Below are 26527 nucleotides of genomic sequence, written 5' to 3'. Positions count from 1 at the left end.
TTTGTAATTAAAATTGATTGGTGAATCGAGAATGTTGCGTTATCGGCATATTTTGCCTAATTGACTCACAACAGGATATGTCTATTTCGACCACCATACTTTTAGGCTCTTGGTCTAATTGTGCGACCACTCGTCCCCATGGATCAACCACCATTGAGTGTCCCCATGTTTCTCTTTGACAAGGATGCTTACCTCCTTGTCCTACCGCGACAATCCAAGATTGTGTTTCGATCGCACGACACCTTAATAAGGCTTCCCAATGCGCTTGACCAGTCACTGCTGTAAACGCCGCCGGTACGATAATGATCTGCGCACCTTGCTTGCGTAGCTCTGAATACAAGTGCGGAAAGCGCACATCATAACAAATACTCAAACCTAAGCGACCAAAAGGCGTTTCCGTCGTCACAACGCGATCACCCGGAGTGAAAATATCGGACTCTCGATAGCATTTGTGCGCATCGGCCACGTCAACATCAAACATATGTAACTTATCGTAATGTGCAACTAAGCAGCCAAAGTCGTCAATCACCAATGTTGTTGTAGTCACGCCTTCAATCGTGCTTATCGGCATGCTACCGACAATAATCCAGATTTGATGAAACGAAGCTAATTCAGACACTTTCTTCTGCAACGGGCCATCATTTAAGGGCTCTGCATACTGGTGATAGTCGGCTTTACTGCCAAAAACTAATGCATTTTCAGGGCAAACTACCCACTTAGCCCCTAGTGCTTTGCACTTTTCTACTTCTTGAACAAGATAATCAAAGTTTAACTCAGGACTAGGACCTGATGTCATTTGAATCAACCCAACACAATCCATGTGTATAGTTCCTCCATTCATTATGATTCAGAAAACAGCGTTTATCGTATGTTAATCAGCAAGTGTATTGACCAACTCAAGTATTAGCTCATTTGTCTATTGACCTGTTCGAGTATGAGCTATTCAAGCATTCACGACTATTGAGCTAATTTCCTAAGCTTTTCGGGTAACTGAAACTCACCAGAGCTACGAGAAAGCTCACTCACCGTTGGTGAATCCAATGGTCCTTTTACCGAATAATTAACTTGGGTAAAAACTTCAACAACTGGAGAAATAACCGTAGTCACCGCTAATACGTACAGCGCCGTTTGAGGGGTTACCGCAAAGGCCGTTAATACAGGAATGCCAGAGGTAATATCTGGGGTAAAATTAACTTCCGCATCCACCTGTCGGGTATTAAGATTAGCGATACCTTTGATCTTCATCTCACCAGCAACGGCATCCATGTTTAAGTCATTAGTCAGAAAGATACCATTTTGAATCTTACCCGTTCCTGTGATGCTGTTGAACGCCATGCCTTTATCAAACACGTCTGAGAAATCGAGCTGCATCTTGCGGATGATCGAATCTAGGCTAAACAGGCCAAGTAAACGAGCCGCACCGCTCACATCCGAGATAATACCTTTACCAAACTTGGTTTTAACGTTGCCATCAAGGGTATCCATTTTAATCCCCCAAGGCGAACCATCCCAATTTAGTTGACCTTCCAACGCGAATGGTGCTTTTTGAATTCCTGAAGTAATACCGAATCGTTCCATCAATTCACTGTTGTTTTCACCTTCTACATCAACAGCCAACGATGAATGACTCTTGTCACCATTCAGTTCCCACCAACCGCTGATATCGGCTTTATTGCCACCACTTCGAACCTGGATCTTATTCCACTCTATCCGATCTTCGTTCCTAGCCACTTCAACATCAACCTTGCCAACCTTGTAACCTTGTAGCCAAAAGTCGTTCAAAGTTAACTTCAGGTTCGGCATCGCATCGTGGATCTCTCGATCCAAATCAGAGATCAACGGTGCTTCTTGCGCTTTACGTTGTAGCAGTTGCTCTTGGTTTTTCTGATCGCTCCACTCTGGAACAAACAAATGTAAACGATCTAATGAAACCGTTAAATCGTAAGGAGGCAGATAATTAATATCTCCTTCGATCTCTTGGCTAGAGACTTCCATTTGCCATGCTTGTTTGTTTTTACGAGCACTAAAGTCGACATCATTCCAAGGAATGCCACCTAAAATTAGCTCCTTACTCTCGAACGTAACACGGCTTGGCGCAGGAATTGTTGGAGTATTCATTTGACTGAGCACGGCGTTTGAAGGCTTCACAGGCTCCATCACGACCGATAACCAATCATCAGCATTGAACTTATCAGTACGAATTAATGCATGATGGCCAACGACAGGGCTAATTTTGTAACCTCCTCGACCAAGCACTAAATTGGTCGCCGTTAACTGAGGAACATCACCTGTGATATCAATTTCAGCTTGATATTTGGTACTAGGGAGCTGTAAACGTGCAGTAATCGCTTCTTGGTTGCCCGAGGCTTGTAACCTTGCAGAGCCACTTTCTAATGACTTTTTCGCCAATGGATATGGATAATCACTGGCCAAATACTTAAGATCTGACTGCAAATCCAATTGGTAACTAAAACCGATATCGTTAAGCTGAATATCAATTTGGCTTTGCCACTGAGCATGGCCAGACAAACGGCTTAGCCACTGTTCACCAATGTAAGGCTCTAGAGGTTTAACATCCCAATCGCCTAGAACATCGATATCAACCGCGTAGCCCGGGCCATCATTCAAGCCTTTGAAATCAAGAGAGATACCCTGTTTAAGTAAATCTGCAGCAAGGCCATTCGCCGTCACTACATCATTATCAAACTCAATACGTCCAGTGGTGTTTTCAAGTACCATCGGCGGAGCTTCAATCTCGACATGGTTACCATTGAGATCAGCATAGCCCCACGCTCTTGCTTCCTTTTCAGAATCAAACGGAATATTAAGCTGAAACTCGGATGACACATCGCCACTCACTTGAAGCGCCGTTAAGGCAGCCCCGACTGAATCGACGAGTGGAGAAGCTGTCATGTAATCACGTACCGCATTGCCAGACGCGGTTGCTTTCGCTTCAATTTCAATATGGCCGCCTTGACCTAAATAAGGAATACGCCCCGTAATACGATCTGCAGTGACATCCATTAATTGAGCTGAGCGAGAATCCAAGTGCATCGCATCATTTTCAAATAACAGATCAAGCTGAAGATCGGTAATCAAAGGCCAGCCGGTATCAAAACTAAATTTCGCGTTTTCTAACCCAACCCAAACTTGGAAAATACCATCATGATTGGTATACGGATATTGAGCTAATTCACCATGCCAAAGTAATTTAACGGTGTCGGCTTTACCGGCTTGAATCGCCGTGGAAAGGTAATCAGTTAAGTCTTGGCCAAGTGCCAATGTCGGTAAATAACGCCAGGTTTCACCGACATTGTAAGCGTCCGCTTCACCATAAAAAGAAAGATAAGGGCTTGCGTCATTTGGAAAATCTAAACGAAATGCGCCGAGAACTTGTAAATCTGGCGTTGCTGCCGTGATTTTATCCGACCAAAGCTTCCAGCCGTTTTCATCCTGCTGCCAAACAATGTCAACCTGACCTTGTTTGATATTTAGAGGGGCTTGGAAAACATCACCATAAGGAAACACATCATCAATAACATGCAAGCTGGCTTTCGCTTCAGATGCTGAACCAAAAACACTGCCTGACACTTGGCTAAAGCCTGGAACTAACTCCCATTGCTCGATAGCCATATCAGAAAAACTTGCAGAATAACGCAAGCTTTCGATGCCTGAATCCATGGAGACGCGAATATCAGAAACCAAACCGCCTGGAGCCAACGAATTAATCATTTGAGTGGATTGCTCGGAATCAGGCAACAACTTAATTAGCGGAGTAATGGTGGCAATATCCAACTCAGAAACGTTGAGTTGCCACGGACCTTTGTTCCATTTGAATGCAACATCGAGTTCTGGCCAAGGCGTGTCATCGGTTCTTAAGTTAAGTGAGTGACCATTCACTTGCCAGCCATTTTCCAACGGAGAAAGTTTAAACACGCCAGATTCAATCATCAAATCGTGGCGCCCGTCTTCATTCCAAGTCAGTTCAGAAGGTAATACCTCAACGTAAGCGCTCACTGGCTTACTGTTTTTCAGAGTTAACCAACTATTAAGGCTCACCGTACCCGTTTCCACACCGGACTCTGCCTGCATGTAACGCGTTAACCAAGGTTTTATCGAGATGCTATCCGCGCTCACATAGAACTCACCCGACATATCGGTCAGCGAGCCACCATCAACAAAGTTAGCACTCACTGACAGGGAGTTTAAGTTGGCATCTTTAATACTCACCACACCTTCTGCAAGGTGGTGTTTACCTGAGTTTTGCCATTTTAAAGTTTCTATGTCGAGTTGACGTTCTTCATCAGAGATTGCACGGTATAAAAGGGTTGAGTCTTTAGCCGTCACATCCACTAAAGTTTTCAGGAGTAGATTATCCAGTTCCTGTATAACCCGCTTTGAAGAATTCGACTTTTTCGGTTTCTGTTGGCCGTTTTGACCAGCAAACAGATCAATAGATCGGATATCAAGATACATTTGGTTCATGACCAGATCGGCCACAACCGGACGCATCTGAACGAACGATTGAATCAAGTCAAACTCAACTTCAACACGCTCAACAGAGAAAGTGACATCTTCTGCATTAGGAAGGCTGGCTTTAACACCTTGTAAAGCTATAGAAGGGTGAGTGTTGCGCCAAAAACCGCCCACATCTTGAATGGAGAATTCAAAACCGGAATGTTGATTTACCCAAACCTCAATTTCAGATTGATATTTGTTTAAATTAGGTAAGGCTACACGAAGTGTAGTCACGGCAATGGCTAGCGTTACTAAGAGAGTAACCACTAACCATAAACATGCACGAAGAATCAGAGTAGCGCTTGAGCTCACAAAATATCCATTACATCATAACAACATCAAACTGCTCTTGTATGTACAGAGGCTCAGCCTGGATTTTGACTTGTTTACCAATAAAGACTTCAAGCTCAGCAAGCGCATGAGATTCATCGCCCTCTAACGCCTCAGCGACTGCGGCTGCGGCATAGACAACGAACTTATCGGCGTCGTAGGCACGATTCACGCGCGTGATCTCTCGAAGTATTTCATAACAAACCGTTTCGACTGTTTTCACGCTGCCGCGGCCTTCACAAGCGGGGCAGCTTGAACACAGAATATGCTCAATACTTTCACGAGTACGTTTACGAGTCATCTCCACCAAACCAAGCTGTGTGAAGCCATTAATATTGGTTTTCACGCGATCTTTGTCTAGCGCAGCTTCTAATGAAGTTAGTACTCGCTTACGATGTTCCTCAGACAACATATCAATAAAGTCGATAATGATGATGCCACCTAAGTTACGCAGACGCAGTTGTCGAGCTATCGCTTGAGTCGCCTCTACGTTGGTATTGAAAATGGTTTCTTCTAGATTACGACGACCAACAAATGCGCCAGTGTTAATGTCGACAGTGGTCATCGCTTCCGTTTGGTCGATAATCAGATATCCACCAGATTTTAATTCGACTTTACGATCCAATGAACGTTGAATTTCGTTTTCGGTATCGTACATATCAAAGATAGGCTTATCGCCTTCATACAGCTCAAGCTTGTCAGTCAGCTCTGGCACGTACTCAGAAGTAAACTCTTTAAGATTTTCATACTCTAGACGAGAATCGACCTGAATCTTACTCAACTCAGTACCAACGAAGTCACGCAAAATACGTTGGCTTAGGCACAGCTCACCGTACAAGCGTGTACGAGCTTTGTGCTTACCACGACGCTCTAATACTTTTAGCCATAGTCGCTTTAAGAATGCCGCATCTTGAGCCAACTCATTCGAATCTGCACCTTCTGCTGCGGTACGGATGATAAAGCCACCATGTTCGTCACAGTAACGAGACACGACTTTTTTAAGACGATTACGTTCAGACTCACTTTCAATTCGCTGAGATACGCCAACATGACTTGCACCAGGCATAAAGACCAGATAGCGAGATGGCAAAGTAATATCAGTGGTTAAGCGGGCACCTTTGGTACCAAGAGGATCTTTGACGACTTGAACCACAATGTCTTGTCCTTGACGGACAAGCTCTGAAATATCACGAACCTGAAATTGCTTCTTTTCGTTTTCAGCAACACATTCAGTGTGTGGAACAATATCAGAGGCGTGCAAAAAAGCTGCTTTTTCAAGGCCTATATCCACAAAAGCCGCCTGCATTCCCGGAAGTACACGGCTTACACGTCCTTTATAGATATTTCCTACGATACCGCGTCGAGCATCTCGTTCGACATGGATCTCTTGAAGAGCCCCCCCTTCAATCATGGCCACACGAGTTTCACTCGGGGTCACGTTCAGCAACAATTCAGCACTCATGGTGCACCTCAGATTAGTAATTATAAGAATTCTTGCAGTAGCTGGTCCGTTTCAAATAAAGGTAAGCCGACAACGGCGTAATAACTACCTTCAATTCGGGTAACAAAGCGTCCGCCCAAACCTTGGATTCCATAGCTACCGGCTTTATCGCATGGCTCCCCTGTTTGCCAGTATTGTTCTATTTCTTTTTCACTGAGGGGTTTAAACCATACGTCGGTAATAATGATTTCTGTTCTTTGTTTTTCTTCCGACACCACAGAAACGGCCGTCATCACTTGGTGACGATCATTCGCTAACTGAGTAAGCATGCGCTTAGAGTCGGCAAAATTAGTGGGCTTCTCGAGCACTTGCCCTTGGCTAACGACAACTGTGTCAGAACCAAGAACCACTGTTTCAGAATCAAGAGAAACAGCTTCAGAGCTAAGATCGACGATCTCAGAGCCAACAGCTGCATTATCAAAACTAGGATCTACAGTATCAGAACTAGAAATGACATTCTGCTTTTCAGAAGGGTTATCTTTCAATAAAGACAACGCTGCTAAGGCTTTATCTAAAGATAGTCGCTTAACATATTCTTCGGCGGTTTCTTGGGCATGTTTACACTCTTCAACATCGGTTACGAGGACAGAAAACTCATAACCAAGTTGCGATAGCAATTCTTTGCGGCGTGGAGAACCGGATGCCAAAACTAAATGTTTCTTTTCCATCGTCATACTACCTCACATGCCAATGGCGACGCACACGTCTCATTAATAAAAACATCCAAGGCCAAAGTATACAGTTTATCAATGCGCTCCATAACGATAATGGATTGAAAACGACATCTTGGATCAAATATTCACCAAAGAAGATCAACACTTCAAACAATACCGTCAACGCCGCAATGATCATGGCTTGTTGCCATAGCGCCATGTTACGTATCACGAGGAAGTTAAGCGCAATAATGTACATCACTATTGCCATCATCATTCCACGAATACCCAATGTTGAACCAATCAATAGGTCCCACAATAGGCCCAAAATCAAAGCACTACCCACGTTAACACGGTGTGGCAGAGCAAGAACCCAATAACACGTCACCAGTAACAACCATGACGGTCGAAATAGATCTAAGCTACCGGGCCAAGGAATGGTTTGCAGAATAAGCGCGATCAAAAATGAGCAACCAATTACTACTTTGCTTCTTAAAACGCTATTGGCCATCTTCACCCTCTAACAATACTTGTTTAATGCTGATTTGATCCGCTTGCATCTGTTTGTTTTCATCAGGCCAAACAAGCAATAAGTACCTGAGCTTATCAAACTCAACCACAGGCTCTGCTTTAATAACCGCAAATTCACGTTTCGGGTCATAATCGACTGAAGAAACATAAGCCACAGGGTAGCCTTCAGGATAAACCCCGCCTAAACCCGATGTCACCAACAAGTCTTCTTCTTGAATATCAGTACTGGTTGGAATGTGTTCTAGTTGAATCTCATCAATCATGCCATTACCGGAAGCGATCACTCGAATATCATTACGAATGACTTGAACAGGAATCGCATTGTTTGCGTCAGTCAGTAACAGGACACGGCTATTGTGAGCAGCGACAAAAGTCACTTGGCCGACAATGCCTTTTTCGTTGATCACCGGTTGACCTTCATACACCCCATCAATCTGACCTTTATCGATCACAACTTGATGACGATAGGGTGAAGTATCTACCGCCATAACTTCTGTGACGACTTTCTTTTCATCACGGATAAACGGAGATCCTAATAGCTTACGAAGGCGCTTGTTTTCTTCTTGGTATTGCTCAAGCAGAATCAGCTCGCTTTTTAGACGCAAGACTTCTCGTTTAATATTATGGTTGGATTCGATTAGTCCTTTACGAGTACTAAAACGGTCGTAGACACCATCGAACATAGTGCGAGGTAAGTTGGCTGCGTATTGAATTGGGGCAACCATGCTGTTCAATAGATAGCGGACATTTGAGAAAGCATCTAAACGACTATCAGCCAGCATAAGGCTGGCTGATAAAATTACAGCAAAAAACAGGCGCAATTGTAGAGAGGGACCTCTACCAAAAATTGGCTTCATTCTATATTTGGTCCTAGAGCTACATTTGATCCTATAGACAAGGTCCTAGGCTCTTTACATAAAACTAGATAATAAAAGAGCCTAACACTAGATATTATTCTTCGCTGAACAGGTCGCCGCCGTGCATGTCGATCATCTCTAGGGCTTTACCGCCACCTAGAGCAACACACGTTAGTGGCTCTTCTGCAACAACAACAGGGATACCTGTTTCTTCCGTTAGCAGACGATCAAGGTCTTTAAGCAGTGCACCACCACCAGTCAGCACCATACCGTTCTCTGATATATCAGAAGCAAGCTCTGGCGGACATTGTTCTAGTGCAACCATGACAGCAGATACGATACCTGATAGCGGCTCTTGAAGCGCTTCAAGAATTTCGTTTGAGTTCAGGCTAAAGCTACGAGGCACGCCTTCCGCTAAGTTACGGCCACGTACTTCGATCTCTTGTACTTCATCGCCAGGGTAAGCTGAGCCGATTTCGTGTTTGATCTTTTCTGCCGTTGCTTCACCAATCAAGCTACCGTAGTTACGACGAACGTAGTTGATGATAGCTTCATCAAAACGGTCACCACCAATACGAACAGAAGAAGAGTAAACCACACCATTTAATGAGATAACCGCAACTTCAGTCGTACCACCACCGATATCAACCACCATTGAACCTGTTGGCTCAGAAACGCGCAGGCCAGCACCAATCGCCGCAGCCATTGGCTCATCGATTAGATAAACCTCACGAGCACCAGCGCCTAGCGCTGACTCACGGATGGCACGACGCTCAACCTGTGTTGAACCACAAGGAACGCAAACCAAGACACGAGGGCTTGGTTTAAGAACACTGTTGTCATGCACTTGCTTAATAAAGTGCTGAAGCATTTTTTCCGTTACGTAAAAGTCGGCAATTACGCCGTCTTTCATTGGACGGATCGCTGAAATGTTACCTGGCGTACGACCAAGCATTTGCTTAGCAGCATGACCAACAGCAGCGACACTCTTTGCAGACCCTGTACGATCTTGGCGAATAGCGACAACAGAAGGCTCATCAAGAACAATGCCTTGGCCTTTTACATATATAAGGGTATTGGCAGTACCTAAATCAATCGATAGGTCGTTTGAAAACATGCCACGAAGTTTTTTAAACATATTCTTCGCTCATCCTGCAAGAATTAGAAGACAAAAATTGCACTAAATGTACCAATGCCTTGCTGTTACGGCAAGGCATTGAAGTACAAACATGGACTGAAACCCGCAATTTCTTACAGATTCCTAACTTAAGGGGCAAAAATTATATTATTACTGACCTGTTAAGCCACTTTCCCCTCGGTAGATCACACGATCGTTACCGCGGTAGATACCAAATGTGACGACGGTTGAGGGATCCTGCTCTCCATTTACCTCATCCGAAACCTTATCGCTATCCCAATCGTATCTGAGCCATGGAATATCATCCATATTTTGCCACAACTGCACTTGTTCACGGATGCTTACGTCATCGCCTTGAGAAGCCGTCAGGTTACGAGACTCTCCACCAGAGACTTGGCCGCCATTATCGAATGTTACTGTCGTGGTGACGCCGCCATATTCAGACCAAACAACATCGCTAGCACTCGTAGAAGCTTCGACGTTTGTAGCATTATCATCTTCATTGAGAACAAAGCGGCTGCCATTCCAATACTCTGCTCTTAGAGGAATAGCAATTGTTGATCCTGAATTACCACCAACATCGTCTAGATCTATTCGACCAAAGCGAATATCGGGCTGCACATCTAACCTTTGATCATCTAGATTGAAAAATGCTATCGGGTCTTCATTACTTCCTGTAGATATAGGAGCCGCGATACTAATTGAGGTATCTTGACCCACTTCATTCAGATTGAAAGGACCATCTTCATACTTCTGTGCTGCTATTTTCTTGCTCCAACACAAGCTACTACTACAAGTACTTCCTATCGAATGACTAAACTTCCCTACACTTTTACCATTAACTAAACGTGCTGTACCTGCTTTTCCAGGCCAACTTCCTGTTAACTGATTTGCCGCAACAAAACGTCCCGAAAATAGACCGTTAGAATCAATTTGGTCAAGTACTAAATCAGCCTGAAGATCAGAGTGAAAATACACATAGTTTTTCACGCTATCTCTATTTTCGTTCAATGCCTCTACGTAAAACTCATCCACACCAAAAGGCTGATTCATATATGTGAAATTTTGAGAACTTGGGTATAACCAATCAGTGACTAATGGTGGAAACACTGTCTCATCCAAATAAACCTTAAAATATTTAGGATAAAAACGTCCAATAGACTTAATGCCAGAAAAGCCGCCAAGGATACTCCCGTAGAAGCTGCCAGTTTCAGTTGCAACAAAGTTAAAACTACCCACCTCTGAGTATTTTAAACTTTCAAATTTATAGCCTTTGTTAGACTGATCATTCGATGAAATTTGTTTAATTAGCTGAGTTTCAGGCGTTAAATCACCTAACTTAGCGTCAGGATAAACCGTAATTAGAGGTGTATCTAAAGTCGTTGTAACTTCCACGCTTGCTGTCGACTTAAAGTAATTGTACGTCAACAAGTTATCATCGCCACAAACAGAATATGAGTTAGTATATTTTATTGGACGAGCGTACACATCAAACGCCTCACCGGCGGCAACAAATGCTGCCCCACTACTGCTGTTACCATCAGAGTTATTATCCGTACAGATCGCAAATTGCCACGGGCGAGAATAAATAGAAAAGCTCCCTTCTAAATCGTAACTCCCATCATCAGGACAACCAGCGAAACCAGTACAATCAAAACTGCTATCTTTTAAAGTGACGTTGAAAAGCCCTGACTCAGAGATAGTTAAGTCAGTTGCAGCGCTGCCTTTTTTGAATTCAGGTAAGTAAGTTAACGTTCCATCAGAGCCATTCCAAGAATTATCCAGCTCATGAGTAATGGTTACTTGCTTCTCGGCTTCTCCTACATAGTTTTCGGCAACTACAATAGAGTCACCTAGGTCACAGGCTAAAACTTTAGTTACCGTAGGAGTAGCTTGCCCCGCAATAACGTCAAGGCGATTTGTTGGACTATCACCATCCACTAAAGAAAATTTAAATGGTACGAACTTGAACTGGCTTTCTACCTCTTTGTCAGAATCCTCGACTAATATCGCGGTTAGCTTATAACTTGTATCAAAATCAATGCTGCTCGTACTTTTGGCTGTGACTTGTATTGTCAACTCGCCATCATTATTAGAAACATAATTCGGGTAAGCACCTGAACCTTTTAGCAAAGAAACATCGAATTCATCAGCGTCAGGCGTAATACCTACGGTAACACCTAGGCTTTCCCCCACACCATTGTTAGAGGTATTAATAGTAAATTGAGGGGAATCGTCGCCACACATCAAAGCTAAGTCCGTCGCGGGAGATATCTCTATCTCGTAATCATCCGAAGGTTGAAAACAATGATTGTCTGTTGCAATTATTCTGGCGGTCCCATTCATGGTTATGCTTTTTGCCGTTACAGCACCATACACTGTAGCTTGGTTACTTAAAGCGACTTGTACTTCGCTATAAATTAGCCCTTTGAACTCTGAATCACTATTAAAGTCTACGTTCGAGCCTTCTAAGTCATGAACCAATGCGATCAACTGGCCACTTCCCTCCTCACCTAAAAAAGCAGAGTTGGTCAGAGAGAGAGCTTTAAAATGTAAGATAACTTTTTGACCATCTGGTATAATTATTCTTCCCTTATTATTCACATTTATACTTTCAATCCAGTATGTACCTGAATAAAAAGTGACAGACCCATTACCCAAAGTTAGCTTTCCAATTGACTCATTGTTTGAAAATTCAATATCGTCATCCCAAACGCTTATATTTTCTAAACCGCTATCTGGCGCCTGAAAACTCTCTAATTCTTGTTTATTTACCAAGAGCCCAGCATCACCAAAACATTCTGTATTGTCACAAGCCGTATCGACCGTTGACCACTCATTGATATCTGATTGTTCAAAACCAATATATCTCTTTCCGCCAGATAAAGGTGCACCTTCAATCGAGCTATGACCGTTATTTGTCCAAAAAGCTATCTCTGCATTAGAATTACCCTGCCACGTCTGCACTGGTGAAGGAAATAACTGACAAATCTCACTTGTTGGTGGCTTATCAAATAGAAAGTACGAATAAGGCTCTACAACATGCGCACGTTCATCATCTCGGGCCATGTCTTCCTCGTTAATTAAAGCAACACCCGTTGTCGATACTGAACAACGTCTCAGCCAGCCGCCATTGTTACCATTACGTGTACGCTTTGACGCGAGCAATGTCGGGATACCCGAAAAACCAGAAGCTGAAAAATTTTGTACAAGCTGACAACCTTCTGTGATTGGTTTGATAACCCTATCATCGATATTCAGCGTATTTGATGTTGATCCTTGACCAAGCCAAAATTTCTGTCCATTTATAAACCCTTCACCTAGCCCTGCGACAAAAGCAACTTGTTCATTACTAGCAAGCTGAGCATTAGATGAAACTTCTGAGCGATCGAGGACTAGATTAAATGTACTTGTTGTCGGGTTTAGAGCAATTGGGGTTAACCAAACAGGAGCGCTACCTTGCATATTGCTCAAGCTTTGAATCTGTACTAAAACGCCTGGGGAAGAGCTAAAGTTGGATGACAAGCCAAAATCACTGAATTGCACCGATTTACTATTATTAGCTCCACCACCAGCATTTGAATAAGTACGGTTATAATCAATGGTTCCTGCAACTAATTTCGCCCCACTATCAAACTCCAGAACGCCTGGTTCAATGACCAAATAGTCGATATTTTCCATCGGAGCATCAACGTACTCCACTAAAGGATCGTTGGTATTGGTGCTGCATCGCCACTGCCCATTGTTATTCTGTTTCAAGCGAACACATGCCGCATCATGGGGTGGAAGTAGTTGCTTTATTGTTGCCTGGCTCGATGAAACAGACCAAACTCGGAGATCAGAAGGGTATTCTGTCGTCTTACTATCAAAGTTTGAACGACTCGCATTAACCGTTGACATGACAAACACCAAAGGCGCTGAATCATAGGTGTTTTCAAACTCAATGACACACTCTACTGTTGGTCCGGATATATCACATTTATCGGCAGGAACCGTACCAAACTCAAATTGAGGGTTGGTATTAACATTAGCTTGAACTAATGGTGATAAAAAAAGCGCAACTAATAATACAGAGAAATGCTTTATCATCGTTTATTCCCTCACCCAAACTTCTTGAATACGCTGTACTTGATTGATACCTGAACCACAAACAACCGAAGACTCTAAAACATAAAAAACAAAACCACCTAATTCACCACGACTTGAGCACTCTAAACTATTAAGAGAGCAGTTCATTGGTACTCTGGATATCAAAGATTTAGCTTCAGAAACTACACCAAGTGGCTCTAGGTTAGTACACGCGGCGGAAACAGCAGAAGAGGCAAGTGGGTCAAGGCTCGGATAAAACTGAGTCATTACATACTCATTAACAGAATGGCTTAATAGCCATGCCTGAGTGCCCAATACTGAGCGGGTGTTGGTATCGTGAGTTGACCAACTGGTACGCGTTAAACTTGTCGCGAGAAACCCAACAATAATGATGACAAAGATAACTATTATAAGTGCGCTACCACGCTGTTGATAACTACGGGACATTGAGCACCTGCACTTCTTGTTCAAAGGTCGTGGTTTCACCATTAACAGTAAATGTAAAGGCTAGATCTACAATTCCATTTTGCTGAACCGTAGCCGGAGAATATAAAAGGGAGCTTTTAGCAACATTTAATTTATCACTAATGGTAACTGGCGCTCCACCATTGGCTCTTGTTAAAAAATCATCGCCAGAAAGACAGTATTCAACAGGATTATCATCGTCAAAAATATAATGCCGATTACTCACAGACCCTCCGACCAAATAACTAGCCTGATCGACCAAAGTAAATGCAGCTCCTGAGACATTCTTTCCTGTAACTTGGCTGATATTAGTTAATGAGAATACATTATCGATATTATTAATTTCTTCGTAAGGGCGCGTTGGGTTAATAACCATTGATAAGCTTTTCAGTGATTGAATATCACTATCTGAATCGCCTACTAAAAAATTAATATCTGCCCCTGATACCACATAGAAACCAGAGTCTACGATTGGGTAAAAAGAGACACACCCACTCGATGCTGCTGAGGGGAATAGGTTTGGCACTGCATGCCTCATCTCACGTGATATTTTTTCAATAACAAAATTGGCTTCAGTTTGTAAGCGATAACGTTCTACCGTACTAAAATAACCTTTTACCCCCACTTCCGTGAAATTAGCTAAACCGAGCAACAGAATGCTAGATACAACGATGGCTAGAATCAACTCGATCAATGTAAAGCCTTTCATTCGCATCAATAGTTCCCCTTAAAAGCATTAAAGGACACTGTTGGCTGCGAGCTTGAAGTAACTTCGACAATGACAGATTTAAGATTACTACTCGCGCCTGATACTGGGTCTATAGAAACCTCAACTTGAAAGTTTATGTAGGTAGATGCATCTTTAATCAAGTTGCTTAGATCCGTTTCACCATCAAACGTATCAATATCCGTATAGCTTTGAGCAAGTAACCTAGACATAACACTACTACCTAATGCTGAAGCTCGATTGTAGTAGTTTGCATCGCTAGATTGGGCAGATTGTGGAGCTAAAAAAGAGGATAATGTAAGCGCCGCAAAACCCAGTAAGACGATTACAATCACTGATTCTATTAAAGTGAATCCTTTTACATTGTTTTTCACCATCAACACCTTCCCACTTCAGCAGAAACAAAGCCTTGCTCATTAATACAAACCCAAACTCGGTTTTCTGAGTTTGCTTGTTCACTGATCTCTATACCTACTCCAGCCGAAGCTGCTAGGGTAGGATTTCCTAAAAGATCAAATTCCAGGATGTTATCTGTAAGATCAGGTTGGTAGCGAAATAAGTACCCATGTTCCAACACACGATCACTTCGCGAAACTGACTCTTCGTCGGATGAGCACGCATTAGATGAACCAAGACAATTTCCATCAGCCACGAGTTGAAAATTATCTTGGTCTAAAGGAGATGACGAATCAAGGTTGGATTGCATGCGGTTGACTTGAACCTGCCTAACAACTGAAATGACTTGATCTTGTAAGGCATAAAGTTCAAAGCTACTTCGACCGGACATACGTGATACAGCGGTAATAGATACGATAGCAAGAATAATGATAACGATGACCAGCTCTACCAGAGTAAAGCCGTTGGATTTTGGGCTGCTATCCATAATGAGCCTCTAACTGTCTAGCGAATACTGATTATACAAAATAACGAAGCTTTCGATATTATGTATATGAATAGTTTTGATATTTATATGCACTGGATAGAAAAAAGGCCAGCAAGAGCTGGCCTCATCATACATTAACAATAAGCGAACTTATTGACAGTTTGTACCGCTTGCACTTGACACTACACGAGCTGTAGCTTGAGCTGATGATGTTGCAGCTGTGTATTGAACACAGAAGTCTGTGTAACCAGTAAAACCATATTCGATAGTTGCACCTTGAGCAGTACCACCGCCAGCAAGAATGTTGAAGCCATCCATATCAGTTGCATTACCGATACCAGCTGAAGTAGCTTCTGGGTAGCCAAGAACCGTGTTAATTGTCACGTTATTTTCAGTAATTGATGCAGCAGCACTAGCTTCTAGACCAGCAATCGCTGACTTACCAAATACAATACCTGAAGCACCGTTCATTGCTCCGGCTAAACCTTGTAGTGCTGATTCTTTCGCATCATCTTGCAAGTTAAGGAAACGTGGCGCCGCAGTTACAGCAAGAATACCTAGAATAACAATTACAACCACTAGTTCGATTAGGGTGAAACCGCCTTGTCTTTTCATAGTTAAGCTCTCTCTATGTTTAATTTTACGCAGACTTACTGCAAAGTTACGGTCACACGACCAGTTTTAATTTCGTAAACGAATTGGTGCTCGGTATTACCTTCTAACTGAATGTAAGTACACGTTGCCTCACCTGAATTCGCTTCCGCCGAATATTTATAATTTGAGTCGTCATCAACATCATCGACTGCGGCCACGCTCGGTGGGTTTTGCAGTAAATTTTGCATCAATTCAGCACAGGTTTCTGAAGAAATATCTCCTGGTGCGACTGAAGAGTCACTATTCAGAGTCCATGGATAGCCGTCTCGAAAGTCGGTATCTTCACTCTTGCTGTTCTTTGATCTTGTTAACCAAAAATCAACACCATCATAATTTACAGTATTGTATGTTTCAACACCAATCTTCTCAGATGGTCTTGCTTCGGCTTCCCACTGTGCTCTTGCTGATAATACTGCGGTTGCAAAACCACCAGCGACACCTTCAATACTGGATTTTTTAGCCTCATCGGTCACATCTAAGAAGCGGGGTAAAGCCGCCACTGCCAATAAACCAACGACAACAATTACGATGACTAATTCGACAAGGGAGAAACCCTTTTGATTTTTAAGCATTTTCTACCTACTCATCTAATTACTAACGCGCATTATACATTTGCACACGTATAAAACCATAAAAACAGTGTCAATATTCTCACAAAGCCAAAATATTGGCTTTTACACTAAATCTTTCTTTTTCGAGCAATATATCTATTTGATACTTATCGCTATAATGATAACTACAATGAAACTGTATGTTATCACTTTTATCTTCAATACTGGGAAAAGTCAGCCCTAAAATGCTCTGTGGGGGATACAATTGCTCTAACCAATAGCGACAATCCCGTTCCGAACCTTTAATCGGCTTTATCCATCCCGTTCTGCTGTAGCGCATTAACTGTTCTGAGTCATTAGTTTGTTCCGGGCCCGTTAACAAATACTCTTGTTTAAGCAAATTAGCCTGCTCAATAATCCGCTTACTCGCGACGATCAATGCCGTGTTACTCGCTTCTTCTTCCACCGTATCCAATGCAGATAGCAGCCCTACAATTAGAAAAAGGATAACCACACTCCAAATAACAAAACGTGAGCGTTGTAGGTTATTTAGCATTCATTAGCCTTTGATTGCATCCAGCATTCCCCACATCGGCAGGAAAATACCTAAAGCCAATACTAAGACCATACCAGCGACAACGACCAACAAAATAGGCTCTATTCTAGCGGTTAAGGTTTTCAAATCGTAATCAACTTCTCGATCATAATAATCTGACACCTCGAGCAATAGCTCATCAATACGACCCGTTTCTTCACCGACTGAAATCATTTGTATCACGAGCGGTGTGAAGATTTCGCTGTTAATCGCGGTTGAAGAAACCGTACTACCCGCTTCAATTGCCGATTTCATAGCTTGAACCCGTAACTCTAAAAAGCGGTTATCCAGAGCTTCAGCCGATAGCGCTAACGATTGATTCAATGGCACACCCGCTTTGAGCATCAATGCGAAAGTACGTGAGAAACGAGACAGTAAAGCTCGGTTAACAACGCCACCAATGACAGGTATTTTTAGGCGCCACCGATCCCACGTTTCTAAGCCGTTATCTGTTTTAACCCAAGCTTTAAACGCAAAAATAAGGCCAAAGATCACGCCTAGCATCAAGCCCCAATAATTCACGAAAAACTCTGACATACCAATCAAGATACGAGTGGGGAGTGGAAGATCGACACCAAACCGTGCGAACATGCTAGAAAACTGTGGGATAACCTTAATGTTAAGAATGAACATCGCAATCAAAATGAAGCAGATCACGAATGTTGGGTAACGCATCGCTGTCTTGATTCGCTTGCGAGTCTCCACTTCTTGTTCATAGTATCCAGCTAACTGCAGCAGCGCTTGGTCTAAACGACCCGTATTTTCACCAACACTGATCATCGATACAAACAGCGAGCTAAATACCTTAGGATGCATTTGCATCGATGCCGCTAACCCACGGCCATTGGTTAGCTCAGCAACCACTTCTTCTAAAGCTGCTTTCAACTGTTTGTTTTCACAATTTTGAGTCAGACCTTTCATCGACCTCAGAAGCGGCACGCCCGCTTTGGTTAGACTGTATAATTGTCGACAGAACAGAACCAAGACCTCAAGAGGAACATTGGGTGAAAACAGGCTAGATATATCCATATCTAATACTGAATCACCACTTCTCCCCAACTTAATTGAGGTTGGAATGATCCCCTTGCTCATCAAGCTTTCAGCGGCAAGATCTTCGTTATTCGCATCTAATTGACCGGTAACCTGGCTACCATCCGAACTGCGACCTACATAACGATACGTTGGCATATCACTCTACCCCTACAGATAAATTGGGTCAGTGGCACCGGAAGCATCCCCTTCACCAAGGTACATTATCTCATCGAGACTCACGACACCTTGCAGAGCCAGTTCCATCGCAGAAGCCAATAACGGTTTGTAGTTTTCAGACTGCCTAGCTGTTTGAGCAAAACCGACCGCATCATTCGCTCTAAGCGCATCCATCATGTTTTGTTCTAGCTCTAACATTTCAAACACCCCAATACGCCCACGATAGCCGGTTAAGTTACAGTTCTGGCAACCACGACCTTTCACAAATGGCACACCCACTTGGTTGGGGAAACGGACGCTCAACCATTGCTTGCGAGGTTCATCCAATTCATCTTCAACTATACAGTCAGTACATACTTTACGAACCAATCGCTGCGCCACTACCGCTCGCACAGCGCTCGCTACCAAGTAACCTGGAGCGCCCATATCCATCATACGCAGTGCGCTGTCTACCGCATCATTGGTGTGCAGCGTACTTAATACTAAGTGACCCGTCAGTGCGGCTCTCAATCCAATCTCAACCGTTTCGTGGTCACGCATCTCACCAATAAGAATGATATCGGGATCCTGACGCAGGAAAGTTCTCAATATAGTAGAGAAGTCGAGATTAATCTTAGGGTTAACCTGAACTTGGTTCACACGCGGAAGTCGGTATTCCACCGGGTCTTCCGCAGTAATGATCTTTTTACCCGGTTCGTTTAATTCGCTTAACGCACCGTACAAGGTAGTGGTTTTACCTGAACCTGTCGGCCCAGTAACCAAGATCATCCCATGTGGACGGCGTAATTGTTGACGAAGACGAACCAGCAGATCGCTCGGTATACCCGACGCTTCTAATTTACGTAAACCGGCTGATTGGTTAAGCAGACGCATCACCACAGACTCACCGTGCTGCACTGGCATAGTCGACATACGAATATCGACAGATTGGCCTTTCGCGCGAATATTGAAACGGCCGTCTTGAGGAAGACGTTTCTCTGAGATATCAAGGTTTGCCATCAGCTTCAAACGCAGAACCAGGGCAGACGCAATATTGACTTCATTCAACAATGTTTCATGCAGCACACCATCAATACGCTGACGAAGACGCAATACGTTTGAATCGGGCTCAATATGGATATCAGAAGCACCAACTTGGATTGCATCTTCAAATAACGAATTGATAAGCTTAACGACCGTAACTTCGTCACTGTCTTCACCTGCTATATCAAAATCAAAGGCATCATTAACTTGGTGCTCGGCATGCAGTTGCTCAGCGAAAGAGGCGATTTCTTTGGTTCGACGATAATAGCGGTCAAAGCCATCAACGAGTTGTCTTTCTTTAGCGACCACAAATTCTAGAGCATAATCGCCGAGTTGACCGAGCAACGATTCTTGTGCAAACAGATCGGCAGGGTCACTCATTGCAACACGCAAAGTGTCACCTTGGCGTCCAATCACCAATGCGCGAAGGCGACGAGCATGTACTTCGGGTAAAAGCTGTACCGCTTCTACATCGACGTTGGCTCGGCTTAAATCAATAAGAGGAATCGCTAGCTGTTGTGATAGGAAGCTCAACATCTGTTGCTCTGATAAGAAGCCAAGCTCAATCAGTGCATCACCTAGCTTACGTCCGGTACTTTTCTGAGCCGCTAGAGCTTGTTCTACTTGAGACTCGGTAATAATGCCTTCTTCAACAAGCAAATCACCCAATCGCTTTCTTAGTCTAATTTGCATCGTCGTGCTCCTCTAAGGCATCGAGTATTTTTAATCGATCTCGCACAAAACTTTGCGATTGAGATGAGATTCCTACTCGAGTTAAAGCGCCTTGGTATGACTCTTTTGCAGCCGTAAAATCAAGCTGACGTTCCTGTTGAATGGCCAGACCGAGCCACCAGCGAGCATTATCAGAATCAACATCGACCAACTTTTTGTAACTCTCTAATGCAATCTCTTCTTGCTGCGATTTTTGGCTCAACGCCGCACGCATGGCTAGATAATCTTTGGTTGGGTTTGGCGGTAAATGGACTAATGGACTCAATGCCGCTTCCGCTTGGTTTGCTTTGACAAGCAATGTTGATAAGCCTAAACGCAGCTTTTCACTATTGATATTAAGTTTGATACCCGACTGAAAAAGTTCGTAAGCCTTACGAGTATCACCTTTCCCAAAATAGAGAATCGCGAGTTTCTGGCGAACGTCCTCATTTCTAGGGGCATATCGAAGAGCTTCGGTATAACCTTTCAAGGCACCAGTAAGATCGTTCGCATCAAGCGCTTTCTGAGCACGACCTTGTGCATTGGCTGATAGTTGATCAGACGTTAGCTCCACCTGCTCAATCAACATTCCATTATTTTCTGAACCTTCAGAAATGGCGACTTCGCCAGAGATAGAAACAGGCTTTTTTTTTGTCACACTAGCCACGTATATGGGCTCGGGAATTTTAATTTTATTCCCTTTAGGTGCACTGGTCGTGTTAAGTACCGCTTTACGAGGAGTTACAATCGTTGAATCAGACGAGACTGACTTAGCTTTTACATTGTTTGACGTAGCGACATGCTCTACAGAACGCTCAGGTACGTCTAACGTGACTAATTTCTTGGTTGGCGACGAGATAGGCTGCGCTATTACACTCTGTATTTCGCCCGAACTATCAATGACAGAAACCTTAATCTGCGCGTCTCTTGTAGAGATTGAATTGCCGACAGCAGGGCCTTGCGATATCGCCCAACCGCCCATGGCTAAGCTGAGTGTAAAGCCCGCAGCAACCCATACTAATGGAGAGCGTGTTTTGACTTTTGGTACTACTGCAGCTTCAATCGAAGTCGCTGATTTTTTCTTTGCCAATTCAGACAACGCGCTATTAATGACGCTCATAATTAATTCCAACCCCACAGTATTGGCGTTTTAAATTTAGGCTTACATACATCGTAAGTTTCATGCATGGCTGAAAACAGGTGCTGGTTGTCGATACTTTTCTTATCTTCACTGAAAGAGAGCAAAAGTGCCTTATGACATAGTTGATTTATCAACCTGGGAATACCTAACGATGAGCGACAAATCGCCTTTTTTTGATTCAAGCTGAACAACTCAGAGTTGCCACCAGATTTAGCAATCCGGTTATCAATATACGCTACCGTTTCATCGAGATTGAGCGGCCTCAGTGTTGAACTGAATGTAATTCTCTGTCGAAACTGCCGGAGGTGGTAAGCCTCTAACCTGACATCCAGTTCAGGCTGTCCGAGTAACACTATCTGAAGTAATTTTTTATCTTCAGTTTCAAGATTACCAAACAACCTTAATGTTTCGAGCGCTTCATCCGATAGCGCTTGAGCCTCATCAAGAATGGCGACGACTCTTAAGCCTGAGTTGTGTAATTCAATTAACTTGTGCTGGATGTTATCAACTAAGGTTGCTGGATTATCGATAGTCAAACCTAGCTCTTTAGCGACGGCTTGACGCAGGTCTGCACCAGACAAAACAGGGTTTGGCAGGTAGATTAACGCCGTACAATCCTTTAAATGATTAACCAGCATCCGACAAATCATGGTTTTTCCCGTACCGACTTCGCCAGTGACTTTGATTACGCCCTCTCCCATATCTAACGCCGAGATGACCGTTTGAATCGCCTCAAAATGAGGCGCCAAACCATAAAAGAAATCGGTATTCGGCGTTAACGTAAATGGCAGTTGTTCAAAACCAAAGTGAGCTTGATACATATGACGACCTAGCTTAGTAAAAAACAGCCAATCTACATTGAGAAAGTAAGTATTTACTCTTCATCAGGGAACCACTCTTGAAGAAGATCACGAGAACGCTCCAACTCAGTTTGCCAAGTATTCACACCCACGATCGTGGGTTTTAGCAAGATCACGAGCTCAGTTTTTTGCGTTAACTGATTGGTATTGCGGAACAAATGTCCTAAGGCTGGAATATCACCGAGGAATGGAACTTTAGACGTCACATCACTGGTATTTGATTTCATTAACCCGCCAATCACAACCACATCGCCATCTTTTGCGCGAATCACTGAGTCAGACTCTCGGATAGAGCTTTTCGCTAAAGGAAGCTGCACCAAACCTGTCGTTGAACCTAAATTGAGCTCTTTCACTTCTTCCTCGACCTCAATAACGGCAGGGTGAACATGTAAGAATACGCCCCCTTTATCATCTATCTGAGGAGTTACATCCAAAGAGATACCAGAGAAAAAGGGAGTGAGCTCAACTTCAGGAGCCACATTCGCGTTATCACCACTACCGACTGAGCTTGATAGATCTGTTACGTAATACTCATCGGTTCCCACTTTGATAACTGCTTTTTGGTTGTTCGCAGCCGTTACTCGCGGGCTCGATAGAACGTTAAGGTCACCTTGAGTATCCATAAAGCTCAAAACCGCTTCGAAGCTACCATCAGAGATCGTGACATTAGTTTGCCCACCGAGTAGAGAACTGATCGCATCTAACGGCGGTAGAGTACTTGTAGGGCGGTCAATAACAACACCACCGCTACCAATAGATTTAGATAGATTCGACCAGCTAATACCTTGTTGGTAACCATCACTCAAGGTCACTTCCATGATTTTGGCTTCCAAGATAACTTGGCGCTGCAAACGCTTCTGGGAAATACCTAAGAACTCACGAACTTCACGAATTTCGTCAGGGTAAGCACGAACCGTAATCACACTCGCTTGCGGGGTTACCACAACGCTTTGCCCGTCACCTGAACCAATAAGGTGAGCAACTGCTGCTTCAAGTTGTGGCCAAAAATCGCTTTCAGAGGTCGTTTCAATCTCTGTACCACCGTTCGATGTCGAGTTCGAAGAATTGGAAGAATTAGAAGAATTGGAGGAGTTGGATGAATTAGAGTCTGAACTTGATGAGCTTGACGAGCTGTTATCTGAATTCGAGATCGTTCCAGTGGTGATAGTCGTCAATGATCGACCTGCACGCTTAACTTGCAAGTAATCGACAGGAATCGTTACGGTGCGAAGACCAGCAGGGTAAACTTGAATCACTTTGCCACGCTTTTCAATATCGTAGCCATACATATCCTGAGCAACAGCCAGTACTTCGTCTAGTGTCACGTCCGTTAGATTAAGCGTAAGGTTTCCTGACACGCCAGGGTGAATGGCCGCACTATACTCAGTACCTTTCACTAAGCTGGCAAAGAAGGTTCTCGCTTCAACGCCTTTTGCTTGAATACGAAAGCGCTTAACGGTTTCCGTCCCCGGAGACATGGAGTCAGAATTAAGCTGAGGCATAAGGTCATCTTGAACCGACGAAGGCAGTTCATGAAGTGCTCGACTATTGGCTTCATTAATGGATTCGTTCAAAGACTCTTTAATCTCAACAGGATCTCTGTGTCCCATCGAACAGCCGACTAAAGATGACACTAGAATTGCTACTACAAGTTTACGCATGTCTTCACTCAAACCTTAATTATTCTTAACATCTAAAGAGAACATCTCTAATTTCCACTGCTTAGAGCTTCTCTGCAGAGTGACGTATTCTGGATCTATGTTTTTCACTCGGTACCCTCTGATCGTTTCTCCTTGACCTAAAATCTGACCATTCATAATCGCATAGCAAGGCGTATCACCTTTACAAACGATGCTTTCTAGGGACGGTAGGCGATAGCGAGTTTGCGCCTTTTTAGCAGGCGCGGCTTTTTGTTCAGGAGTAAGCCAACCTAATGGTGCCGTTGGATCTTGCTCTGCCCAAACCACTGAGCTACTTAAAAGTAGGGACAACAATAGAGTTCTAACCACCGATAAACTCCTGTCTAGTACCAAGTGTGTAAACCTCAAATACGAGTCGAGCTTTAGGGTACTCTTCAACTGAGTATTTAAATGTTCGCCAGTAATAGCTAACAGGAAGAGATTCAAGGGCTTGAAGGTAAGCAGAAATATCAAAATAGCTGCCCGTCAATTCCATTCTCACAGGATGAAGAAAGTAACCTGAATATTCACTGGTCTCTTTATTGTTCGAAATCGCTTCTGGTTTTAATGACTCTAGCGACTCAAGCTTTAGCCCACTACCAGCGTTAAGAACGCTCTCCAGTAACTGCGACATTTGAGAAGGCGTGATCAACCCATCGACAATCTGCGAAAGCTGAAGTGAAAGGTCTTGGCTTTCAACAAGTAGCTTTTTGTACTCGATGTTGATTTCTTTATCTGGGTTTTTATTGAGCTTAGCTTGCAGAACGAGTAGCTCACCCTGCTGTCTTTGATTTGATTGAGTCAGGCTCATCGTCTTAGCATTTTTGGCTTGTAAGTCGAGATACGCAGGTTCAACCAACAAGGTGAACAACAGCATGGATAGCCCAACAAAACCACACACGAAAAGTAGCCATTTTTCTCTTTGGCTTAATGCAAGAAACTTATCGTTAAGCTGGTTCCACTGTTGCATTATTTACTCTCCCTGCGAGTACTTAATTCAAACGTCACCACATCTTGCTCATTGCGACCTATTTTAAGTTTTTCAAAGGCACGCCCGACTAAATTAAGCTCTGTTTTAAATTGACCAATCCAATTCGGAACAACATTGGCGTTACGAGCTAAGCCACTGAGGTCTAAAGTATCGTGCGTCATATAAATATGCGAAAGCGATATGTCATTTCGGCCTAATTTAGCTAAGGAATTCATGACGCCAGAATACCCGACTTGTTGTGATTCGTCGTATTGCCCGACCGCCTTCAATGCCTCTTTTTTGGCCTGAGTCTCACGTTTGAGACGCGCAACAGCGGCCACTTTCTCTGGAGACGGTTTGTGTTGAGTTAACTTACTATTCAATTGGTTAACTTGCTTGTTAAGTCGGTTCGAGTCATGTTGCAGAGCTGTTAGTTCTTTATCTAGATTAGAAACTTGATACTGCATTACAAAGTAACCACCCAGCAGCAAAACACAAACTAGCCCCCAAATCGCAACAACATTTGTCAGCGTAAAATATTCTTTTTTAGGCTTGAGGTGTTCAGGGTAAAGATTAACATTAAAAGTATCTTTTTCAGCTGCGAGTTTAACCAACAAACTCTCTGAATTATCACGTTCACCTTCCACCAACAACGAAACTGTCGAGCTCAGTGTGTTATTTAACGCACTTTGTAATTCAGTCTCGTCTTCCTCATCACAGCAGATTTTTAACTGATGAAGTTGAGTACCTTTGATTTGAGAAGAAAGATAATCAATTGAGCGTTGCAACTCTAAAGCAAGGCCATCTAACTGAAGAACACTTGATGCAACACCGGTTAAAGGAGGGACAACGCTACGGATCGTTCTTTGGAAACAAACCGTATTTTCAACAAACGCACCAAGCTTAAAATGTGAATTGGAGCTACGTTGTAAAAGGATAAAATTAGAAAGCTCACCTGCGCTATAACCCCAGATTTCATCTTCAGGGGCAACGCCTTTAAGTTCCACTTGCGCTGATTGAGTAATGTTTACAAGCTTATTTAACAGCTTTTTAGGCAAAACATACACTTGTAGCTTGTTCGAGGTCGGTAACGCGACCGCACTCGCCGTAATCTCAGTCACCCTTTCAGATACAAGATCTTTGAGTAAAAAAGGCAGTGCTACCGACCATTCATTCTCAGGAATGTCCGGTTTATCAATTTGGTATGTTTGGTAGTAGTTTGCACAGACAATCAGCTGGAGGCTATTACTGGTAAATGCCTCACTGCTAAGCGATTTCTTTAGTGCACTCTCCCAATCCCCGTTAACCACAGGGGTGTTGGTTACTTGAGATTCTTGATCTGCCGATGAAATATAAATGGCATTGTTGCCTAACATAACAACCTGAGAGCTGCCTTTGTTATTCGTTGGCTTTATCTTGTCTAAAATCGCTTTAAAATTCAT

23 protein-coding genes are annotated in these 26527 nt (G+C 43.3%); all 23 read right to left on the bottom strand.

Annotated elements, in window-relative coordinates:
• Positions 1-7 precede the first annotated feature (7 nt).
• Positions 8-820, bottom strand: a complete 813-nt coding sequence (locus L8S15_RS08935; RefSeq protein ID WP_016795705.1) for a carbon-nitrogen hydrolase family protein — start codon at positions 818-820, stop codon at positions 8-10.
• 137 nt (positions 821-957) lie between these two features.
• A complete protein-coding gene (locus L8S15_RS08930; protein ID WP_016794289.1) occupies positions 958-4830 on the bottom strand; it encodes a YhdP family protein in 3873 nt (1290 codons plus the stop codon).
• Positions 4831-4840: 10 nt separating this feature from the next.
• Complete coding sequence (gene rng / locus L8S15_RS08925) at positions 4841-6310, bottom strand: ribonuclease G (protein ID WP_010434379.1); 1470 nt, start codon at positions 6308-6310, stop codon at positions 4841-4843.
• Positions 6311-6330: 20 nt separating this feature from the next.
• Positions 6331-7017, bottom strand: a complete 687-nt coding sequence (locus L8S15_RS08920; protein WP_016789720.1) for a Maf family protein — start codon at positions 7015-7017, stop codon at positions 6331-6333.
• Between the two features lie 7 nt (positions 7018-7024).
• A complete protein-coding gene (mreD, locus tag L8S15_RS08915) occupies positions 7025-7513 on the bottom strand; it encodes a rod shape-determining protein MreD (RefSeq protein ID WP_010434372.1) in 489 nt (162 codons plus the stop codon).
• The gene (gene mreC, locus L8S15_RS08910) at positions 7503-8390 is read right to left on the bottom strand and encodes a rod shape-determining protein MreC (protein WP_010434369.1); all 888 of its coding nucleotides are present in this window, start codon (positions 8388-8390) and stop codon (positions 7503-7505) included. Before mreC ends, mreD begins: the two co-directional genes overlap by 11 nt.
• Positions 8391-8484: 94 nt before the next feature.
• Positions 8485-9528, bottom strand: a complete 1044-nt coding sequence (locus L8S15_RS08905; RefSeq protein ID WP_010434366.1) for a rod shape-determining protein — start codon at positions 9526-9528, stop codon at positions 8485-8487.
• 150 nt (positions 9529-9678) lie between these two features.
• Complete coding sequence (locus L8S15_RS08900; RefSeq protein WP_280572729.1) at positions 9679-13617, bottom strand: DUF6701 domain-containing protein; 3939 nt, start codon at positions 13615-13617, stop codon at positions 9679-9681.
• A gap of 3 nt (positions 13618-13620) precedes the next feature.
• A complete protein-coding gene (locus tag L8S15_RS08895) occupies positions 13621-14064 on the bottom strand; it encodes a hypothetical protein (RefSeq protein WP_016797208.1) in 444 nt (147 codons plus the stop codon).
• Positions 14054-14797, bottom strand: a complete 744-nt coding sequence (locus L8S15_RS08890; RefSeq protein WP_280572724.1) for a prepilin-type N-terminal cleavage/methylation domain-containing protein — start codon at positions 14795-14797, stop codon at positions 14054-14056. Before L8S15_RS08890 ends, L8S15_RS08895 begins: the two co-directional genes overlap by 11 nt.
• On the bottom strand, positions 14797-15186 hold the full coding sequence (locus L8S15_RS08885) for a type II secretion system protein (RefSeq protein ID WP_016790948.1): 390 nt from the start codon (positions 15184-15186) through the stop codon (positions 14797-14799). Before L8S15_RS08885 ends, L8S15_RS08890 begins: the two co-directional genes overlap by 1 nt.
• On the bottom strand, positions 15186-15692 hold the full coding sequence (locus L8S15_RS08880) for a prepilin-type N-terminal cleavage/methylation domain-containing protein (RefSeq protein WP_280572721.1): 507 nt from the start codon (positions 15690-15692) through the stop codon (positions 15186-15188). Before L8S15_RS08880 ends, L8S15_RS08885 begins: the two co-directional genes overlap by 1 nt.
• A gap of 150 nt (positions 15693-15842) precedes the next feature.
• Entirely contained in the window at positions 15843-16307 is a 465-nt protein-coding gene (locus L8S15_RS08875; RefSeq protein WP_161749894.1) for a prepilin-type N-terminal cleavage/methylation domain-containing protein, read from the bottom strand.
• 35 nt (positions 16308-16342) lie between these two features.
• Complete coding sequence (locus tag L8S15_RS08870) at positions 16343-16918, bottom strand: prepilin-type N-terminal cleavage/methylation domain-containing protein (RefSeq protein ID WP_016797203.1); 576 nt, start codon at positions 16916-16918, stop codon at positions 16343-16345.
• Positions 16919-16997: 79 nt separating this feature from the next.
• Positions 16998-17453, bottom strand: coding sequence for a hypothetical protein (locus tag L8S15_RS08865; protein WP_016788317.1), 456 nt, complete (start codon positions 17451-17453; stop codon positions 16998-17000).
• Positions 17454-17456: 3 nt separating this feature from the next.
• Entirely contained in the window at positions 17457-18680 is a 1224-nt protein-coding gene (locus tag L8S15_RS08860; RefSeq protein WP_010434347.1) for a type II secretion system F family protein, read from the bottom strand.
• A 12-nt stretch (positions 18681-18692) separates the two neighbouring features.
• Positions 18693-20417 (bottom strand): GspE/PulE family protein, encoded by a 1725-nt coding sequence (locus L8S15_RS08855; protein ID WP_010434345.1) that lies wholly within the window; start codon positions 20415-20417, stop codon positions 18693-18695.
• Positions 20407-21555 (bottom strand): tetratricopeptide repeat protein, encoded by a 1149-nt coding sequence (locus L8S15_RS08850; protein WP_280572713.1) that lies wholly within the window; start codon positions 21553-21555, stop codon positions 20407-20409. Before L8S15_RS08850 ends, L8S15_RS08855 begins: the two co-directional genes overlap by 11 nt.
• Positions 21556-21557: 2 nt before the next feature.
• The gene (locus tag L8S15_RS08845) at positions 21558-22397 is read right to left on the bottom strand and encodes an AAA family ATPase (RefSeq protein ID WP_280572711.1); all 840 of its coding nucleotides are present in this window, start codon (positions 22395-22397) and stop codon (positions 21558-21560) included.
• A 53-nt stretch (positions 22398-22450) separates the two neighbouring features.
• Positions 22451-24097 (bottom strand): pilus (MSHA type) biogenesis protein MshL, encoded by a 1647-nt coding sequence (mshL, locus tag L8S15_RS08840; RefSeq protein ID WP_016790951.1) that lies wholly within the window; start codon positions 24095-24097, stop codon positions 22451-22453.
• 15 nt (positions 24098-24112) lie between these two features.
• Positions 24113-24445 carry an MSHA biogenesis protein MshK gene (locus L8S15_RS08835; RefSeq protein ID WP_280572707.1) on the bottom strand — a complete coding sequence of 111 codons (333 nt, stop codon included), beginning with the start codon at positions 24443-24445 and terminating at the stop codon, positions 24113-24115.
• A complete protein-coding gene (gene pilO / locus L8S15_RS08830) occupies positions 24438-25085 on the bottom strand; it encodes a type 4a pilus biogenesis protein PilO (RefSeq protein ID WP_010434330.1) in 648 nt (215 codons plus the stop codon). The genes L8S15_RS08835 and pilO overlap by 8 nt, the downstream gene beginning before the upstream one ends.
• Entirely contained in the window at positions 25085-26527 is a 1443-nt protein-coding gene (locus tag L8S15_RS08825; RefSeq protein ID WP_010434328.1) for an MSHA biogenesis protein MshI, read from the bottom strand. Before L8S15_RS08825 ends, pilO begins: the two co-directional genes overlap by 1 nt.

Source organism: Vibrio sp. S/42/10, from assembly GCF_029890535.1.
Lineage (GTDB): Bacteria > Pseudomonadota > Gammaproteobacteria > Enterobacterales > Vibrionaceae > Vibrio > Vibrio cyclitrophicus.
This window is presented reverse-complemented; position numbering and strand designations above follow the sequence as displayed.

Bases quoted from the DNA above. Each gene is read 5' to 3' on its own strand.
- L8S15_RS08860 (WP_010434347.1), bottom strand. From the start codon at position 18,680: ATGCCAACGTATCGTTATGTAGGTCGCAGTTCGGATGGTAGCCAGGTT.
- L8S15_RS08900 (WP_280572729.1), bottom strand. From the start codon at position 13,617: ATGATAAAGCATTTCTCTGTATTATTAGTTGCGCTTTTTTTATCACCA.
- L8S15_RS08870 (WP_016797203.1), bottom strand. From the start codon at position 16,918: ATGCTTAAAAATCAAAAGGGTTTCTCCCTTGTCGAATTAGTCATCGTA.
- L8S15_RS08880 (WP_280572721.1), bottom strand. From the start codon at position 15,692: ATGGATAGCAGCCCAAAATCCAACGGCTTTACTCTGGTAGAGCTGGTC.
- pilO (WP_010434330.1), bottom strand. From the start codon at position 25,085: ATGCAACAGTGGAACCAGCTTAACGATAAGTTTCTTGCATTAAGCCAA.
- L8S15_RS08875 (WP_161749894.1), bottom strand. From the start codon at position 16,307: ATGAAAAGACAAGGCGGTTTCACCCTAATCGAACTAGTGGTTGTAATT.
- mreC (WP_010434369.1), bottom strand. From the start codon at position 8,390: ATGAAGCCAATTTTTGGTAGAGGTCCCTCTCTACAATTGCGCCTGTTT.
- mshL (WP_016790951.1), bottom strand. From the start codon at position 24,097: ATGCGTAAACTTGTAGTAGCAATTCTAGTGTCATCTTTAGTCGGCTGT.
- L8S15_RS08825 (WP_010434328.1), bottom strand. From the start codon at position 26,527: ATGAATTTTAAAGCGATTTTAGACAAGATAAAGCCAACGAATAACAAA.
- mreD (WP_010434372.1), bottom strand. From the start codon at position 7,513: ATGGCCAATAGCGTTTTAAGAAGCAAAGTAGTAATTGGTTGCTCATTT.
- L8S15_RS08885 (WP_016790948.1), bottom strand. From the start codon at position 15,186: ATGGTGAAAAACAATGTAAAAGGATTCACTTTAATAGAATCAGTGATT.
- L8S15_RS08850 (WP_280572713.1), bottom strand. From the start codon at position 21,555: ATGAGCGTCATTAATAGCGCGTTGTCTGAATTGGCAAAGAAAAAATCA.
- L8S15_RS08890 (WP_280572724.1), bottom strand. From the start codon at position 14,797: ATGCGAATGAAAGGCTTTACATTGATCGAGTTGATTCTAGCCATCGTT.
- L8S15_RS08845 (WP_280572711.1), bottom strand. From the start codon at position 22,397: ATGTATCAAGCTCACTTTGGTTTTGAACAACTGCCATTTACGTTAACG.
- L8S15_RS08855 (WP_010434345.1), bottom strand. From the start codon at position 20,417: ATGCAAATTAGACTAAGAAAGCGATTGGGTGATTTGCTTGTTGAAGAA.
- L8S15_RS08920 (WP_016789720.1), bottom strand. From the start codon at position 7,017: ATGGAAAAGAAACATTTAGTTTTGGCATCCGGTTCTCCACGCCGCAAA.
- L8S15_RS08905 (WP_010434366.1), bottom strand. From the start codon at position 9,528: ATGTTTAAAAAACTTCGTGGCATGTTTTCAAACGACCTATCGATTGAT.
- L8S15_RS08865 (WP_016788317.1), bottom strand. From the start codon at position 17,453: ATGCTAAATAACCTACAACGCTCACGTTTTGTTATTTGGAGTGTGGTT.
- L8S15_RS08935 (WP_016795705.1), bottom strand. From the start codon at position 820: ATGGATTGTGTTGGGTTGATTCAAATGACATCAGGTCCTAGTCCTGAG.
- L8S15_RS08895 (WP_016797208.1), bottom strand. From the start codon at position 14,064: ATGTCCCGTAGTTATCAACAGCGTGGTAGCGCACTTATAATAGTTATC.
- rng (WP_010434379.1), bottom strand. From the start codon at position 6,310: ATGAGTGCTGAATTGTTGCTGAACGTGACCCCGAGTGAAACTCGTGTG.